The following is a 17,175-nucleotide window of genomic DNA, read 5'->3' on the forward strand; positions in this document are numbered from 1 at the left end:
GGGGGCGGCACAACTCCGGAGCTCGTCGGTGCACCCACTAATAGATGAACAGCATTTCCCGGTACTTGGGGAGAGGCCAGGACCGGTCGTTCACCAGGGTTTCTGCGGCATCGACGCTGGTTCTCAATCGGGACATCGCGGCAAGGATGTCCTCATGGCAGCTCGTAAGCGCCGTCTCCAGGGTATCCAGGTCGGATACGATGGAATCCAGGGCGTCGCCCAGCTTGTCCGCCAGCTTCTGCAGGGCGGCGGTACCGTTGGTCCGCCTGGCTTCCAGCGCCCTGGAGAGCGCGGCAACGGTTTGCCCGTATTCGTTGCGCAGGGCGGGGAGGATGATGGTGGCCGCCATTTCCCAGGACAGGCGCCCTTCAATGCGGATGCGTCTGTGGTATTCTTCCAGGAAAATCTCAAACCTGGATTCCAGCTCCCGCCTGGAAAAGACGCCGTACTTTTCAAACAGGGCCACATTCTTTTCATTCACCAGGGTGTGAAGAGCCGTCATCGTATTTTTCAGATTGGGGAGGCCGCGGCGTTCCGCTTCTTTCACCCATTCTTCCGAATAATTGTCCCCGTTGAAGATGATTCTCTTGTGTTCGGAAATCCTGCGCTTGAGCGTTTCCTGGAGCTGCGGCAGGAATGTTTCCGGAGCGAAGGAGGAAAGTTCTTCCGCCAGGGAATCAAGGGATTCCGCCACAATGGTGTTCAGGGTCATCATGGGGCCCGCGCAGGATTGGGAGGAGCCCGGAGCACGGAATTCAAACTTGTTGCCGGTGAAGGCAAACGGGCTGGTGCGGTTGCGGTCCGTCGCATCCCGGGGAAGAACGGGAAGCGTGTCTACGCCGATCTTGAGCGTATCGTTGCGCTTGCCGCAGCCGGAAGAGCCGTTGATCATATTCTCAATCACTTCATTGAGCTGGGCGCCCAGGAAGATGGAGATAATGGCGGGAGGCGCTTCGTTTGCTCCCAGGCGGTGGTCGTTCCCGGCGCTGGCCACGGAATTGCGCAGCAGGTCGCTGTGCTTGTCAACGGCCTCGATGATGGCGGTCAGGACGGTCAGGAAAATGGCGTTCTGCTGCGGGTCCGAACCGGGGTCCAGCAGGTTTTTGTTCCCGTAGGAAATGGACCAGTTGTTATGCTTGCCGGAACCGTTGACGCCTGCGAAGGGCTTTTCATGAAGCAGGCATACCAGGCCGTGCTTGCTGGCCTGCTGGCGCAAAACTTCCATCACCAGCATGTTGTGGTCAATCGCCAGGTTCACGTCCTCAAACAAAGGAGCCAGTTCAAACTGCGCGGGCGCCACTTCGTTGTGGCGGGTCTTGGCCGGGATTCCCAGTCTCCAGAGTTCCTGTTCCACGTCGCTCATGAAATTAAGGATACGGGGCTTGATGGAGCCGAAATAATGGTCTTCCAGCTGCTGGTGCTTGGCGGGAGGGGCGCCGAAAAGGGTGCGACCCGTCTGGACCAGGTCCGGGCGGTTCAGGTAGAAGTTCTTGTCAATGAGGAAGTATTCCTGTTCAGGCCCCAGCGTAATGGTCACGTGTTCATCCGGAAGGCCGAAACTCTTCATCAGCTTCTTGACGGCATTGCCCAATGCCTGGCGGGAGCGCAGCAGCGGAGTCTTCTTATCCAGAGCGTCTCCCGTATAAGAACAGTAGGCGGTAGGGATGCAGAGCGTGGCTCCGTTCCCGTGCCTCTTGATAAAGGCGGGGCTGGTGGGGTCCCATGCGGTGTAGCCGCGGGCCTCAAAGGTGCAGCGCAAGCCGCCGGAGGGGAAGCTGGAGGCGTCCGGTTCGCTCACAATCAGGTTTTTGCCGGAAAAGCTCATGATGGGTTCCATTCCCTTGGGATCCAGGAAGGAATCGTGCTTCTCCGCCGTGGAGCCCGTCATGGGCTGGAACCAGTGCGTATAGTGAGTGGCTCCCCGTTCCAGAGCCCACTGCTTCATGGCGTGGGCTACATCCGCGGCAATATCCGCGTTCAGCGGAAGCCCGTCCTGGATAGTGGCCAGGAGGGTTTTTGCCGTGTCTTTTGGCAGGTACTTCTTCATCACTTCCGTGCTGAAGACATCCGCTCCGTAATAATCAATGCTGACCGGAGCGCTCTCGCTTGCTCCGCCCACGGGCAGGGAAGCGATGGCGCTGATGGCTTGTGTTCGTGTCGAGTCACTCATCATGGTTAACTGTTGTGCCTTTTCTCCAGCAAGAAGCGTGCCAACTTTTCAGGTAAACTTTCGCATGAATGTGTTGTTCATTTTAATATATTGATTATTAGTTAAATATGAATATTTTGACGGAAGAGTTGCAAAAAAGGAAAACAAAACGGCGAACAAGAGTGGATTACAAAAATGTAAAACCGCAACAAAAGGATGATTACGAAAATGTAAAAAATTCTTCTTGGAAGAAAAATATTTTTTATTCCTGCAAAATGTCCTGTTGTGCCGGACGCCGCGTCAGGCTCTGTAAAACAGGGACAAAGCAGTTTGAAAGCGGGAAAATATGAAGTGTGGACAATATTGGCACGGTTTTTGCTGCAAATAAGTCAGCTTAACCCAAACAAAACAGCAAACTGATGAATAGCGATCAATTCGAGACAGGCATTCCTGCGCCGCAGGGATTGTATGACTTTGAACAGGAGAGGGACGCCTGCGGCGTGGGCCTGGTGGCTGACCTGAAGAATGAACCAAGCCACAAAATCATTGAAATGGGGATTACTGTCCTCAAGAGGCTCATGCACCGCGGCGCCGTGGGTAGCGATCCGGATACCGGGGACGGCGCAGGCATTCTGCTGGCCCTTCCGGATGAATTCTTCCGCCTGGTTCTTCCCAACAAGCTTCCCGCCAGAGGCAAATACGGAGTGGCCATGATGTTTGGCGGATGCGGCCATGAAGAGGAATTGGAAGCCGCCGTTACGGAAAACGGCGGCAGCGTGATTGCGTGGAGGCAGGTTCCCGTGGACCGGGACAGCATCGGCAAAAATGCCCAGCGCACGTGCCCCCTGATCCGTCAGCTGTTCATTGACGGCAGCGGTTTTGCGGACCAGGCGGAATTTGAACGCAAACTGTTCGTGATGCGCCGGGAAATGGAACGGCGCGTGGAAGGCTGTTATGTGTGCAGCTGTTCCAGCCGAAGCATTGTGTACAAGGGGCTGTTTCTCGGCACGCAGATTGAAGGATTTTATGGAGACCTGGCCAGCGAGCATTTCAAATCTCCCCTGGCCCTCGTCCACCAGCGCTACAGCACGAATACTTTCCCAACCTGGAGCTTGGCCCATCCCTTCAGGTATCTGGCCCACAACGGGGAAATCAACACCCTGCGCGGGAACCTGAACCACCTGAGCGTGCGTGAGCCGCATTTGTCTTCCACCCTGTTGGGGGATGACCTGCAAAAGCTGCTGCCTCTTATTCCCCCCGGGCAGAGCGATTCCGCCTGCCTGGACAACATGGTTGAGCTGCTGGCCGCCGCCGGGCGGGACTTGCGCCATGTCATGCTCATGCTCATGCCGCAGGCCTGGGGCGTCAACTACCATTTAGGGCCGGATGTACGCGGCTTCTTTGAATACCACTCCGCCATGATGGAGCCCTGGGACGGCCCGACCGCCGTCGTTTTTTCCGATGGTATCAATGCGGGCGCCATGCTGGACCGCAACGGCCTGCGCCCTGCGCGCTATACGCTGACCACGGATGATATTTTCATTCTGGCTTCGGAAACGGGCGTAGCTGATATTCCCGCGGAAAAAGTAGCCCGCAAAGGCCGCCTCCGTCCCGGGGAAATGATTTACTGCGACCTGGTGAACCACCGGCTGGTATCCGATGCTGAAACCAAGAATGAAATGGCCAGGCGCATGCCCTACCGCCGCTGGGTGGAGAAAAACAAAATTTCCGTCCGTTCCCTGTTTGATTCCATTTCCGCCTCTGCGGAAATGCCGGACCTTGTGGGCCGCCAGCGCCAGTTCGGATTCACTCAGGAGGATGTGGAGCTGATTATCCGCCCCATGATGCTGAAAGGCGCGGAGCCTCTCGGCTCCATGGGAAATGACGCGCCGCTGGCCGTCCTCTCCGGAAAGGCGCCTCTCCTGTTCAATTATTTCAAGCAGCTGTTTGCCCAGGTGACCAATCCGCCCATCGACCCCATCCGGGAGGAACTGGTCATGAGCCTGACTACATACATAGGCAACCATCCCAACATTCTGGAAGAAACGCCGGAGCACGCCCGGCTGATCAAGATGGCGCGCCCCGTCATTACGGATGAAGAACTCAACCGCCTCTGCAATATTCGGGAGGCCGGCTTCCCTTCCGCCAGGCTTTCCATCCAGTTCCCGGAAGGCGGGGACGGGAAAGCCCTGCGGGAGACGCTGGAAAGCCTGGCGGAATCCGCCGTGGGCCTGGTCAGGTCCGGCGTGCGCATTCTGGTGCTGACGGACCGCAACATAGGGCACGGCTATCTTCCCGTTCCCAGTCTTTTGGCCTGTTCCGTGGTGAACCGCGCGCTGGCGGCCGCCGGGCTGCGTTCCGACGTAGGGTTGATTCTGGAAACCGGGGAGGCGAGGGAAACAATGCACTTTGCGCTGCTTCTGGGCTTCGGGGCCACGGCGGTCAATCCGTACCTGGCTCTGGCGACGGTTACTTCCCTGGCCGCACCGCAGGACTGCCCTCTGGATGTAGTGAAAGCCTCCGGAAACTACATCAATGCCATAGACAAGGGACTGCTTAAAATCATGTCCAAGATGGGCATTTCCACGTTGCGCAGCTACCGCTCCTCCCAACTGTTCGAGGCGGTGGGTCTGAACCGGGAACTGATTGACGAATTCTTTCCCGGCACCGTCAGCCGCGTAGGAGGCATAGGTTTGGATGAAATAGCCGCGGAATGCAACCAGCGCGCCGCGCAAAACGCGGAACACGGGGACAAGCTGGATGCGGGAGGGCAGTACAAGTATAAGAAAGGAGGGGAGAACCATCTCTGGAATCCGCAGACACTTCAGGCTTTCCGCGTTGCCGTGCGTGACAATGACGAACGGAAATACCGGGAATTCGCGGATTACAGCAACCGTCAGGCGCAGCATCTCTGCACTTTGCGCGGCCTGTTTGAATTTGCTCCGGCGGACGCTATCCCTCTGGAAGAAGTGGAAAGCGTGGATTCCATCTTGCGCCGTTTCGTTTCCGGAGCCATGTCTTTGGGTTCCCTCAGCCCGGAAGCCCATGAAACCATCGCCATTGCGATGAATAAAATCGGAGCCAAAAGCAATTCCGGGGAAGGGGGGGAAGATGAAGCCCGCTATGAACCCAACGCCCGGGGCGAAGTCCGCTACAGCGCCATCAAGCAGGTGGCGAGCGGGCGTTTTGGCGTGACCATTAATTATCTGCGCCATGCTTCCGAGCTCCAGATTAAGATGGCCCAGGGAGCCAAGCCCGGGGAGGGGGGCCAGCTCCCGGCGCACAAGGTGGATCCATACATCGCCCGGCTGCGCCATTCCATGCCGAACGTCAGCCTCATCTCTCCTCCTCCGCATCATGACATTTACTCCATTGAAGACCTGGCCCAGTTAATTTATGATCTGCGCAACTCCAATCCGGATGCCCGTGTTTCCGTCAAGCTTGTTTCCGAGGTGGGCATCGGCGCGGTTGCCGCGGGAGTGGTGAAGGCCCATGCGGATGTGGTTGTGGTCAGCGGCCACGACGGCGGCACGGGCGCCTCTCCGCTCACCAGCGTGAAGCACGCCGGGCTGCCGTGGGAGCTGGGGCTGGCGGAAACGCAGCAGACGCTGGTGCTCAACAAACTCCGTTCCCGCGTCCGGCTCCAGGTGGACGGCCAGCTGCGCACCGGGAGGGACGTCGTGATGGCCGCCCTGCTGGGGGCGGAGGAATTCGGTTTCGGAACCGCCATCCTGGTCTCCATCGGCTGCGCCATGCTCCGCAGGTGCCACGAAAATACGTGCCCGGTAGGCGTCGCCACGCAGGATCCGGCCCTGAGGGCCAAATTCAGCGGCAAGCCGGAATACGTCATCAACTACCTCCGCTTCGTGGCCCAGGAAACGCGGGAAATCCTGGCTTCCCTGGGGCTTCGTTCCCTGGATGAAGCCGTAGGCAGGGCGGATCTGCTTTCCGTAAACCGCGCCATAGATTTTTACAAGGCCCGGCATTTGGACTTTTCCTCCATCCTGCATGCGGCAGAGGGGGACGAACGCAGGTTTGACCCCTCTTTTGAAAAGGAACCGCTGGACAACTACGACCGCCGCCATCTGCTGCCGGCATTAAAGCCCCTGCTGGAAAAGGGGGAAAAGACGGAACTCTGCCGCGACGTCCGCAATGTGGACCGGACGGTAGGGACGGAACTTTCCGGTGAGCTGGTGATGAAATTCGGGCCGCGCGGCCTGGCGGAAGATACGCTTACGGTGCACTTCACCGGATGTGCGGGGCAAAGCTTCGGGGCTTTTCTGGCTCCCGGCGTTACCTTTGAACTTGTCGGGGATGCGAATGACTTTGTTGGGAAGGGCCTGTCCGGCGGCAAAATCATCGTGCGTCCCCCGGATCATATCTCCTACGTACCGTCGGACAACGTCATCGCCGGAAACGTCATCGGCTATGGGGCCACTTCCGGCAGCATCTTCCTTCACGGGCAGGCCGGGGAACGTTTCGCCATCCGCAACAGCGGCGCCAAAATGGTGGTGGAAGGCATTGGCGACCACGGCTGTGAATACATGACCGGGGGCCGTGTGGCGGTTCTCGGCAAGGTGGGCGTCAATTTCGCCGCGGGGATGACCGGCGGCCTGGCCTACGTGTATGATGCGGACAACAACTTCGATCAGAAATGCAACCTGGGCAGCGTGGACCTGGAAACGGTCATGCCGCATTCCGCCGATGAAGCGGAATTGCTTCAGCTCATTTACGAGCATTATATGGCTACCAGGAGCCGCAGGGCTTACGACCTGTTAAACAACTGGCCGGAAGAACGCGGCAAATTCATCAAGGTATTCCCGGTGGAATACCGGCATGCCCTGGCCATGCATTCCTGAAAGAAGCATGCAGCAGTTTTCTGTTGTTTGGGGTAAGGCAGGGGCCTCCGCGGGTGCGGAGGCCCCCATTTTTTCAGAGGCCTGCCTGCTGTTTCATGGCCGGGCATTTTGGCGCCGCTTTTCCTCCTTGAGCCATTCCGCATTTGAAGCTGGCAATTTGCCTGTCCGGCGGCATTTCGGAGGCTGTTCCGTTCGTTTGTCGGGTAACGGCCGTTCCGGCTGCCGGGCATTTGGAGAAGAATGTTCCAGATAAGGAGGTTTTTATGACCGTGCTGTCAGTTGATAAAGAAATGCGGCTGCATGGATGGGGATGGTGGTTGCGGTTGATGTCAGGAGGAAGGTCAAATGTTCCGGCAATGCCCGGTTCTGAGCGGATTATGAATTCGAAGTCAACAGGAAAGTTTGAATGGAAATGTGTTAGTGGAGTTTGGGTTTTGGAAATTCGGCTGGATGGCAATTGATAAAAAAGTGAATTGAAAGGTAACTGATTGGTATTCTTGTTGTTTAGTTATTCAGGGAATTGCCGCGAATTCATAATCCGTTAGGTTTGCTCCAGTGGGTGTTTGGCATTTTCTGCCAAGCTGCTCCAATTAACTACGCAATGAATATATGACGAGGAAAACCGGCCCTCTCCAGGTGGAGAGGGCCGGTTTTTTGAGGAAATTCTGTAAGGGAGTTCCTTTCCCTTTTTGAGGCTTGCGCCGGCAGAATATTTTTTCCTGCGCCTTTCCATGAAAAAGTGCGGCCGCGGGGGCGGACGCACTTGCGGAGACGGAAGGCAGAGCAGGGATTCCTACTTTTTAGGCGTTATATTGCGCATGTTGCGGCCTTTAGCTTTGCGCTGCTGTTCTTCCAGGGCCGCACGCTGCTGCTCCATCATCTTTTGGAAAAAGCCCGACTTTTTCTTTTTGGCGGGGGAAAGCACGGGCATGGGCAAGCGGCGGATAAGGGCCGTTTGTCCTATGGAGATCAAATTCTGCGTGGTCCAGTACAGGGCCAGGGCGGAAGCGAAATTGTAACAGAACAGGAAGAACATCACAGGCATCAGGTTCATAATAATGCGCTGGGAGCGTTCCCCCGCCTGAGGCGTCATCCTCATCTGGATAATCATGGTTACGGCCATGATGAGAGGCAGAATATTGATTGGAACGCCGAACAGGTGGCCCACGGTATCAGGCAGGGAAAGGTCCGTCATCCACAGGCAGAAGGGCTGCCCCCTCAGTTCTGCGGAATACTGGAGCACACGGTAAAAGGCAAAGAAAATGGGAATCTGGATAAGCATGGGGACGCAGCCGCTGGCCGGGTTGATGCCGTATTTCTGGTACAGCTTCATCATTTCCATGTTCACCTTCTGAGGGTCGTCCGGATATTTCTCCTTGAGTTTGACCATCTCCGGCTGAACCAGGGACATGCGTTTCATGGCCATATAGGATTTTTTGTGCAGCGGCCAGATGAGAGCACGGACAACGATGGTCATGCAGATGATGGCCACGCCCCAGTTGCCGAACCATCCGTGGAAGAGGTTGAGCAGCCAGTTCATCGGAACGCTCAGAAATACGAGCCAGCCGTATGCCATGATATCGCTGATGGCGGGATAGGAAAGATTCAGGTCACGCAGGTAGGCGTTGAATTTGGGGCCGGTGTAAATATCGTAGGTGAGCGTCTTGATTTCATTGGGGGCCATGGTCAGATTGGGGATTCCCATGGCCACGGTGACGCCGGGCACCAGGGTGTTGCCTTCATGCGTCAAAGGAAATTCCTGGCGGGTGGCGTACACGGTGGACCCCCTGGACTGGTCCTGGGGAAGAAGGATGGTGGCGTAATACTGGCTCATGACGCCGGCATAAGTCAGGTCCTGGAGAGGGCCTTCCAGGACGCGGGCCTTGGCACTGCTGAAAAAGCCGCCTGTGAAATAGGAAGGCACTTCCTGTTCCAGGGAGCCGTCTGCATGGTAAAAGAAATGGGTGTAGGTATCTTTTGGTTCGCTTTTGGCGATAGGATAGGCGCTCCCGCCGAAGATGCCCATGTAGCGCAGATCCTGGACATTGGGAGATTTATTGAGCAGGGAGACGGTCAGGCGAATGAGATATTTGCTGCCGGGCAATACTTCCCCTTCCAGATTTTTGACGGGGTGCAGGGTGTACGTTTTTGAGATGAAAAGCTGCCGTGCGGGGTCATAGCCTTCCAGGGTTACGGAGTCCGCCGTGCGTTTCGCTTCCTTATACACGGTGTTGTCATAGGAAGGATCCTGGGTGGCGTCCATGTTGAAAACGAGTTCTCCGATGCCCCGTTGCTGGGCTTCGTTAATCGTGATATTATGGTCCGCGACTTTTTGGGAGTCCACAATATCGTTGTGCAGGGTAACCGTACCGATGGAACCCCCTATGCGGTTGAACGTGTAAGTGATGAAGGGTTCCTGCCTCCCGTTCACTTCCTGCGTGGCTACCAGAGTGATCGGGGCGGTTTTGTCTTCTTCAAGGGCTTTGTTGACGGAGGCCTGTTCCGGGGCGGAGGTTCCGGCTCCGGGGCGGACGCCGGCAACCGGGGCATTGGCTGCGGCGGCAGCCGCCTGCGGTGCGGGAATGGGGGCGGTTTCAGCCTTTTTATTGTTGCCCATGTAAATATTCAGGCCCAGAAGGGCGGCGCAGATGCCTATGATGATCCATGCTGTGCGATCCATAATGTGATATAGCTTGATTGGAGTTGGTGAAAGGAAAGGGAAAGAAAGGTAATTGTTCAGCGTGGGTGGCGCGCCGGGGGCACGGGATCATAACCTGATCCGCCCCACGGGTTGCATCTTAAAATACGCCATGTGCCAAGAAGAAAGCCGCGCCAGGCTCCGTGGATGTGAACGGCCTGGATGAAGTACTGGGAACAAGTGGGTGTATAGCGGCAGCCGCTCCCGGGCCCTCCCAGGGCATGCAGGGGAGCGCTGATGAAGGTTTGGTATCCCTTCACAAGGGTGATGAGCAGCCATTTCATCATGTCTTGTCTTGTTCCCGGGAAAGAAGTTGCAATTTAAGTTTTCGGGCGGCTTTCCGCCAGTCCCGTTCCAGGTCGGCGTAGCTGGCTTCCACGGCCCTCCAGCGGAGGACGCACACCAGGTGTACGCCGTTTTCAAAAGGAGCCCCGTGCGCCCTCAGTATTTCCCTCACGCGTCTCCGCAGTTTGTTGCGGACAACGGCACAGCCGATTTTTTTCGTACAGATGATACCGAATTTGGAGGGTTCCTCCGGATGTTCCAAAGGGGCTGCGCTTAAAACAATAAGCCGACCTGCTACGGATGGCCCCTCGTTGCGTACCCGGGCAAATTGGAATGCCCTGGTCATGCTTTGTTGACGAGTAAGACGCATCTCCCGCGGGTCGGCCCGTGAAAAGAAGTTCCAAGGAGGCGTTAACCGGATCCTGGCGGCTGGATTAACGGCCGTGCTGGATGGTGTGGCGCTTGTACTGGATTTCGGCTCCCTTGGGAAGCAGGCGCTTGCGGCCTTTAGCGCGGCGGCGGCGGATGATGTCCGCTCCGTTCTTGGTGGCCATGCGTGCACGGAATCCGAACTGACGCTTGCGGCAACGCTTGGATGGTTGATAAGTCCTCTTGCTCATGATGTTGAAAGATGCTTCTTGTGAATTACTAGATTCAGTGCCGTCCGTCTAAGCGGCCTATGCACAACCGGACGGAAAGGATAACTATTTTGATTGTTTTGTCAATCCGTCAGGCGATTAATTTGCCGTTTTTCTTGCGGAAAGCACTGGGATAAGTAGTCTTTATGATTGATAGACAGTGTTTTTCTATTTCAGAAAAGCCCGCCTGCTTTACAGAAAGAGCAGTTCCGCGTATGTGGGGACGGGCCACAGGTCTGCGTCCGTCAGGCTTTCCAGCATATCAATGGTGCTTCTCAAATTGTCCATGCCCGTCTGGATGGCCCTGGTATCGGCTTCATCCACGGCGCGGCGCAGTTCCCGCACCTGTCCGGGGAGAATATCCAGCAGCGTGCCGATTTGGTTGGCGCGATCCGTAGTAGCTTTCATTCCCGCCTTGATTCCGGATGCCTTCATCTGGGCAATGGCGGTGGTAAGCTGCGTGAGCTGTTCCGTTACGGCGGGGATGTAAAGGGTTTCCACCATCAGGAGGGCCGTTTCCGCTTCAATGTTGATTTCCTTGTGGAATATTTCCGTCTGGATTTCATGGCGGGCGTGGAGTTCTACGGGGCTGACCACTTTGTACTTTTCAAAAAGCGCCTTGGCCTTGGGCGTTTCCAGAGCGGCCAGGGCTTCAATGGTGCCGGGGATGTTGGGGAGATTGCGGCGTTCCGCTTCCTCTACCCAGGCTTCTCCGTAACCGTCCCCGCTGAATAGAATGCGCTTATGCTTCTTGATGATGTTTTGAAGGAGCTTGTTGAGGGTGGCGTGGAACTCCTCGGGCTTGTCCTTGACAGGTTCCAGGATGGTGCAGATTTCATCCAGGCTTTCCGCCACAATGGTATTGAGCACCGTCATGGGCCATGCACAGGTTTGGGAGGAACCTACGGCGCGGAATTCGAATTTATTGCCTGTGAAGGCAAAGGGGCTGGTGCGGTTCCGGTCGGAGGCGTCCAGAGGGAACATGGGCAGGGTGTCCACGCCGATGTTGATGGTCTTTTGGGTGCGCGCTTTTTTAGTGCCTCCTTTCTCGATTTGCTCAATGATTTCATCCAGCAGATCTCCCAGGAAGATGGAAATGATGGCCGGGGGGGCTTCATGGGCACCCAGGCGGTGTTCATTGCCGGATTTGGCGACGGAGGCGCGCAGCAGATCCGCATGTTCGTCCACGGCCTTGATGGTGGCGCAGAGCAGAGTGAGGAAGATGGCGTTTTCCTGCGGGCTGGAACCGGGATTGAGCAGGCTGCCGTAACCGGGGGCGGAGAGGGACCAGTTGTTGTGCTTGCCGGAGCCGTTCATGCCGGAGAAGGGCTTTTCATGCAGCAGGCAGACCATGTCATGCTTGTTGGCGGTTTTCCGGAGCACCTCCATGACCAGCATATTATGGTCCACGGCCAGGTTCTGGCTTTCAAAAATGGGCGCGATCTCAAACTGGCCGGGAGCGACTTCATTGTGGCGCGTTTTGGCCGGGATGCCGAGTTTCCAGAGGGCTTCGTCCACGTCCACCATGAATTCCAGCACGCGGTCCTTGATGGAGCCGAAGTAGTGGTCTTCCATCTGCTGGTGTTTGGGGGGCACATTGCCGAAAAGGGTGCGTCCGCACATCATCAGGTCCGGGCGCAGGGCATAAAGCTGCTTGTCCACCAGGAAGTATTCCTGTTCCGCCCCCAGATCGGCGCTGACATGAATGTTGTCCGGACCGCCAAAGCAGGACAACAGCCGCTTGGCCTGCCGGGTGACGGCAGTCATGGATCTCAGGAGAGGCGTCTTTTTGTCCAGCGCCTGTCCCTTGTAAGAGCAGAAAGCGGTTGGGATGCAAAGCGTGGCGCCGTTTTCCGTCCGTTTGATGAAGGCGGGGCTGGTGGGGTCCCATGCGGTGTAGCCGCGTGCTTCAAAGGTGGCGCGGAGACCGCCGGAAGGGAAGCTGGAGGCGTCCGGCTCGCCCTGCACCAGGCTCTTGCCGGAAAATTTGAGTTCCAGATTTCCCTCCGGATCCACGTCCACAAAGGAGTCGTGCTTTTCCGCCGTGCTCCCATTGAGAGGCTGGAACCAGTGCGTGTAGTGGCTGGCTCCCTTTTCCAGAGCCCACGTCATCATGGCCTGAGCCACTTCATTGGCGATGTCGGGGTCCAGTTTTTCGTCCTTGCGGATGGTAGCCAGCAGTTTTTTGTAAACGGGGCGGGGCAGGTAATTGCGCATGGTCTCCATGTTGAAGACATCCTGACCGTAAATTTCCGCAATAAAGGTTGCGGCGTTGCCAACATCGGAAGGTGGGTTTGTATGCATCTTGATAGGGAACGCGCCAAAAGGCTCGGAACATACCAAACCTTAAAAGAGACTTTTTGGCAAGCCGAATCCTGCCCTATTTCTTCAGGAAAAGGACTTCTTCCGCCCCCATCCGTTTTCGGGAAGAAGCGTAAACGGTTTTCCGGTTTCTATGGTTCTCCGGCGGCAATGGCGAAATTGGGGAAGGAGGGAAACGCTTTAAAGGAAGGGATGGACCGTGATTGTCGGGAAGAGGGCCGGACGGGAGTTGGTGAAGCGCCGGGTTTTTTGTTTCATGAAACAGCGCGGGTGCCTGCCGATCGGTATTTTCCCGTATCTTGCAAGAAATTTATTTCGTTTTCAGTAGTAATAAGTACAACCATATTATTGTGAAATGCGTTTTCTGTTAATAGCAAGATGTTTATTGTTGATGATGCTGTGTTGTGCGGGAGCGGGGATGCGGCTTCATGCCCAGCCTTTGAATAAGGGCCGGATTGCCATTCTGGGTGATAGTATTGCTTACGCGGGCCATTGGGCCAATGAAGTGGAAAACACCTTGAGGGATGATAAAAAATTTGCAGCCTGCGAGATTGTCAACTTTGCCGTTCCCAGCGAGACGGTAGCCGGGTTGAGCGAATATGGCCATGCGGGCGGCAGATTCCCCCGTCCATGCCTGCATGAGCGCCTCAGCCGGATTCTCAAGATGTACCAGCCTCAATTGATTCTGGCCTGCTACGGGATGAATGACGGCCTCATGCAGGCGTTTGACAAAGCGCGTTTTCAAGCGTACCAGGAAGGGAATATCCGCCTTAAAAAGGCTGCCGATGCGGTAAAAGCGGAGATTGTCTTCATTACTCCTCCATTGTTCCGGGGGGATTCCGCTGAACAGGCTGAGTACGACGCTGTATTGGACAAGTACGCGGAATGGCTGGTTTCTAAAAGAAAAGACGGCTGGAAAGTCATAGATATCCGTCCCGGGCTTCGGAAACTCATTGCCAGAGAGAAGGCAGGGAATCCCGGTTTCAGGTATTCCGGTGACGGCGTGCACCCCGGCCCGGAAGGGCACCATATGATAGCCCGGGAAGTTCTTGCCGGGCTGGTCCCGGAAATAGGCCTTGCTCCTGAGGTTGCGGAAAAAGACCATCGGCCGACGCCGGATACGATGAAAAAACATGAGAAAGTCCGCAATGAATGGCTGGTAAAAACAGGACATGCACGGCCGGAAATTCCGGGGTATGATCCGGAAATGGCCAAGCGTCAGTTCCCTAGGACGGTTTCTGTCTGGAATGGTTTTTTACGGGAGGAGTTTGCCGTGGGCGGCCGCAGGGCATTCATCGTCTTTCCCGACAAGGCTGTTGTTTCTGGAAAAGAACAGTTGTGGATATGGCGGCCGCAATTTTTTGATTATAAGCCTATAGCAGATCTCGAACTGGTAAAGCGCGGTTATGCGGCGGTATTTATCAGCATGGAAGACCTTTACGGTTCTCCCAAGGCCATGGATGTGATGGATCAATTTTACAGGTATCTGGTGGATGAACGCGGTTTTTCCAGAAAAACGGTGTTGTTTGGACTGAGCCGTGGAGGCCTTTATGCGCTTAACTGGGCGGAGAAGAATCCTTTGTGCGTGGCTGGCGTTTATGTGGATGCCCCCGTCTGTGATTTCAAAAGCTGGCCGGCGGGCAGGGGCAAGGGCAAAGGTTCGCCGGATGACTGGAACAAATGCCTGCGCGCCTACGGCTTTAATGAACAGCAGGCTTTGTCCTATAAGGGTAACCCCGTGGACAATATGCGCGGCATGGCTAAAGCCGGAATTCCTTTGTTGTTTATTTCCCGGACGGAAGATGACGTAGTCCCTATTGAAGAGAATACGGATGTTTTCGCTAAGCGTTACGCCGGGATGGGGGGGCCTGTAAGAGTCATCCGCCGGTCCGGAGGGCATCATCCGCACGGTTTTGACAATCCTGCCCATATCGTAGATTTTGTTCTTTCCGTTACCGGACAGCCCGTCCCCTTGCGCGTTGCGTGCCTGGGAGACAGTAATACTTTTGGAGCAGGAGTAGCCGGAGCCAATAAGGATGTTTTGCGCTGGAGCCATCTTCTTGGTCAGGAATTGAGGGAAAAATTCAAACGGAAAGAAATAGAAGTGCTGAACTGCGGCGTTAACGGGCGTACCCTTCTGGCCAAGGGAGACCTTCCCTATATTAAAACGGGCGAGTACCGGAATGCGCTCAATTCCCATGCACAGATTGCCATTATCGCGTTAGGCACCAATGACGCCAAACCGCAGAACAGGAAATTCCTGTCCGAGTTTAAGCAGAATTATGCCGCCATCATCGCCGAACTGCGGGAAAACATGCCCGGTATTCAAATCTATTGCGCAATTCCGCTTCCCTCGTGGCAGTCTTCCAGCCAAATTGACAAGGAAACGGTGAAAAATAAAATTGTCCCTCTTGTGAAGCAGGTTGCGAAGGACAATAATTGTAAAACCATCGACTTTTTCACCCCTTTTCAAGATAAACCGGAACTTTTTCCCGATGGCGTTCATCCCAATGCCGATGGGCAGGTGATTATGGCTGATGCTGCGCTCAAGGAACTTCTGAAGAAGTAGTTTTTTAATTTAATCAATACGGAATAAATGAACGCCAGACTATCGGCAATCACAGGTTCGATTCTCCTGCTGTCGTCCCCGCTGCAGGGATTTTCCGCAACAACTCATCCGGATTCCTGCATGAACCGGGATTGGAAAAAAGAGATTCCCCTGCCAGTATATCCAAACCGGGAAATGACGGAACTTTATCATCAAACATGGGAAATTGCGGCTGGGCGCGTCAGGAAAGGGCCGGAAGGGCTCCCCGCGTCTCCCTATATGGATGAAAATTGCTACGAAGATCAAATCTGGATATGGGACACCTGTTTCATGGTGCTTTTTGCCAAGTATGCGCCCAGGGCGTTTCCCGGAATAGAAAGTCTGGATAATCTTTACAAACCTATCCATGAAAAAGCCGCTACGCCCCTTAGAATCCATTTAGTGGATAATCCCCCGCTGTTTGCTTGGGTGGAAAAGGAATATTTTGATTTCACAGGAGATAAGAGGCGGCTTAATCATCTTCTTAATGAAAAGCGGTATTTGCAGAAGCATTTCAAATGGTTTGCCCGGGCTAAGGCTGGTGAACGGTTTGAATGTTCCCCCCAGCGTATTTACTTGAATTCCATTGGGGATGATGGCTTTACCTGGACGGGGAGAGCGAGCGGTATGGACAATACTCCCCGCGGGCGTGATGCCGGAGGATACCATAAGGTGCTATGGGTGGATGCCATTTCCCAGCAGGCTCTTAGCGCCCACTGCATTGCTACCATGGAACAGGCTTTGGGAAATGAGAATGAAGCAAGAAAATGGAACGCTGAATATGAAGCGCTTAAGAAAAAGATCAACCATCTTTACTGGGATGAGCGGGATGGATTTTATTACGATGTCACCATTGCGGACAAACAGCCCTGCCGCGTTAAAACCATTGCTTCCTATTGGCCCCTTCTGGCCCGGATTGCGTCCAGGGAACAGGCGCGGAGCATGGTAAATCATCTGATGAATCCCGGGGAATTCGGAGGCAGTTATCCTACTCCTTCCCTGGCCCGCTCGGATAAGGATTATCATCATCAAACCGGGGATTACTGGCGGGGAGGAATTTGGCTGCCGACGACATATATGGCGATTAAGGCCATTGAAAAGTATGGCTACCATGAGGAGGCCGATGCTATTGCCGAGAAGGTTATCAACCAGCAGCTTGCCGCTTACAGGAATATGGAACCGCATACTGTCTGGGAGTGCTATAGCCCAAGCGGAGATGCCCCCTCCACAGAACACGGACGCCGTGTAAGACCGGAATTTTGCGGCTGGTCAGCCCTGGGGCCGATTGCGTTGTTTATTGAAAATGTGCTGGGATTTAAGAAAGTGTCTGCCGCCGGAAAGGAAGTCCGGTGGAGGTTGAAAAAAAACAAGGGCCGCCATGGAATCAGGAATTTGAGGTTTGGCGATATTGTAACCGATATTGTTTTTGATGGTAAAGGCACGGTGTCGGTCACGTCGAATGCTTCTTACTCTTTAATCATTAATGGCAATACTTATTCAGTAAGGAAGGGGGATACTGAAATTAAGCTGTAAGGACCTTCTGTTTATCCACGGAAGGGCGTCATTGATGTTCTTCCGCGGGGTTTTTCCTTTTGCCGGGGCAAGATGCGGGTTTTTCCCGTGCCTGCGCCAATTTT

11 protein-coding genes are annotated in these 17,175 nt (G+C 55.2%); 5 read left to right on the forward strand and 6 right to left on the reverse strand.

The window, feature by feature from the left end:
* Positions 1-37 precede the first annotated feature (37 nt).
* Positions 38-2,173, reverse strand: a complete 2,136-nt coding sequence (locus AMUC_RS06705) for a glutamine synthetase III family protein (RefSeq protein WP_012420292.1) — start codon at positions 2,171-2,173, stop codon at positions 38-40.
* 104 nt (positions 2,174-2,277) lie between these two features.
* Between AMUC_RS06705 and AMUC_RS06710 the strand changes: the two genes are divergently transcribed.
* The 3 genes from AMUC_RS06710 (at position 2,278) to AMUC_RS12625 (ending at position 7,469) form a co-directional block, all read left to right on the forward strand.
* Positions 2,278-2,499 carry a hypothetical protein gene (locus tag AMUC_RS06710; protein WP_042447992.1) on the forward strand — a complete coding sequence of 74 codons (222 nt, stop codon included), beginning with the start codon at positions 2,278-2,280 and terminating at the stop codon, positions 2,497-2,499.
* 69 nt (positions 2,500-2,568) lie between these two features.
* Positions 2,569-7,008 carry a glutamate synthase large subunit gene (gene gltB, locus AMUC_RS06715; protein WP_012420293.1) on the forward strand — a complete coding sequence of 1,480 codons (4,440 nt, stop codon included), beginning with the start codon at positions 2,569-2,571 and terminating at the stop codon, positions 7,006-7,008.
* A 143-nt stretch (positions 7,009-7,151) separates the two neighbouring features.
* Positions 7,152-7,469, forward strand: coding sequence for a hypothetical protein (locus tag AMUC_RS12625; RefSeq protein WP_143245837.1), 318 nt, complete (start codon positions 7,152-7,154; stop codon positions 7,467-7,469).
* Between the two features lie 332 nt (positions 7,470-7,801).
* Here AMUC_RS12625 and yidC read toward each other — a convergent pair whose 3' ends face one another.
* From yidC to AMUC_RS06745, 5 genes are all read right to left on the reverse strand, one after another.
* Positions 7,802-9,688, reverse strand: a complete 1,887-nt coding sequence (gene yidC, locus AMUC_RS12020; RefSeq protein WP_012420294.1) for a membrane protein insertase YidC — start codon at positions 9,686-9,688, stop codon at positions 7,802-7,804.
* Between the two features lie 56 nt (positions 9,689-9,744).
* Entirely contained in the window at positions 9,745-9,993 is a 249-nt protein-coding gene (yidD, locus tag AMUC_RS06730; RefSeq protein WP_012420295.1) for a membrane protein insertion efficiency factor YidD, read from the reverse strand.
* A complete protein-coding gene (rnpA, locus tag AMUC_RS06735) occupies positions 9,990-10,361 on the reverse strand; it encodes a ribonuclease P protein component (RefSeq protein ID WP_081429145.1) in 372 nt (123 codons plus the stop codon). The genes yidD and rnpA overlap by 4 nt, the downstream gene beginning before the upstream one ends.
* 64 nt (positions 10,362-10,425) lie before the next feature.
* Positions 10,426-10,611 (reverse strand): 50S ribosomal protein L34, encoded by a 186-nt coding sequence (gene rpmH / locus AMUC_RS06740; protein WP_012420297.1) that lies wholly within the window; start codon positions 10,609-10,611, stop codon positions 10,426-10,428.
* 210 nt (positions 10,612-10,821) lie between these two features.
* A complete protein-coding gene (locus tag AMUC_RS06745; protein WP_012420298.1) occupies positions 10,822-12,933 on the reverse strand; it encodes a glutamine synthetase III family protein in 2,112 nt (703 codons plus the stop codon).
* 409 nt (positions 12,934-13,342) lie between these two features.
* Between AMUC_RS06745 and AMUC_RS12025 the strand changes: the two genes are divergently transcribed.
* Both AMUC_RS12025 and AMUC_RS06755 read left to right on the forward strand, forming a co-directional pair.
* Positions 13,343-15,520: a GDSL-type esterase/lipase family protein gene (locus AMUC_RS12025; protein ID WP_012420299.1), complete on the forward strand. Its 2,178-nt coding sequence runs from the start codon at positions 13,343-13,345 to the stop codon at positions 15,518-15,520.
* Positions 15,521-15,694: 174 nt separating this feature from the next.
* A complete protein-coding gene (locus AMUC_RS06755) occupies positions 15,695-17,071 on the forward strand; it encodes an amylo-alpha-1,6-glucosidase (RefSeq protein WP_157738258.1) in 1,377 nt (458 codons plus the stop codon).
* Positions 17,072-17,175: the final 104 nt, after the last annotated feature.

Origin of the sequence: Akkermansia muciniphila ATCC BAA-835, assembly GCF_000020225.1 — a bacterium.
In the GTDB taxonomy this organism is placed as follows: domain Bacteria; phylum Verrucomicrobiota; class Verrucomicrobiia; order Verrucomicrobiales; family Akkermansiaceae; genus Akkermansia; species Akkermansia muciniphila.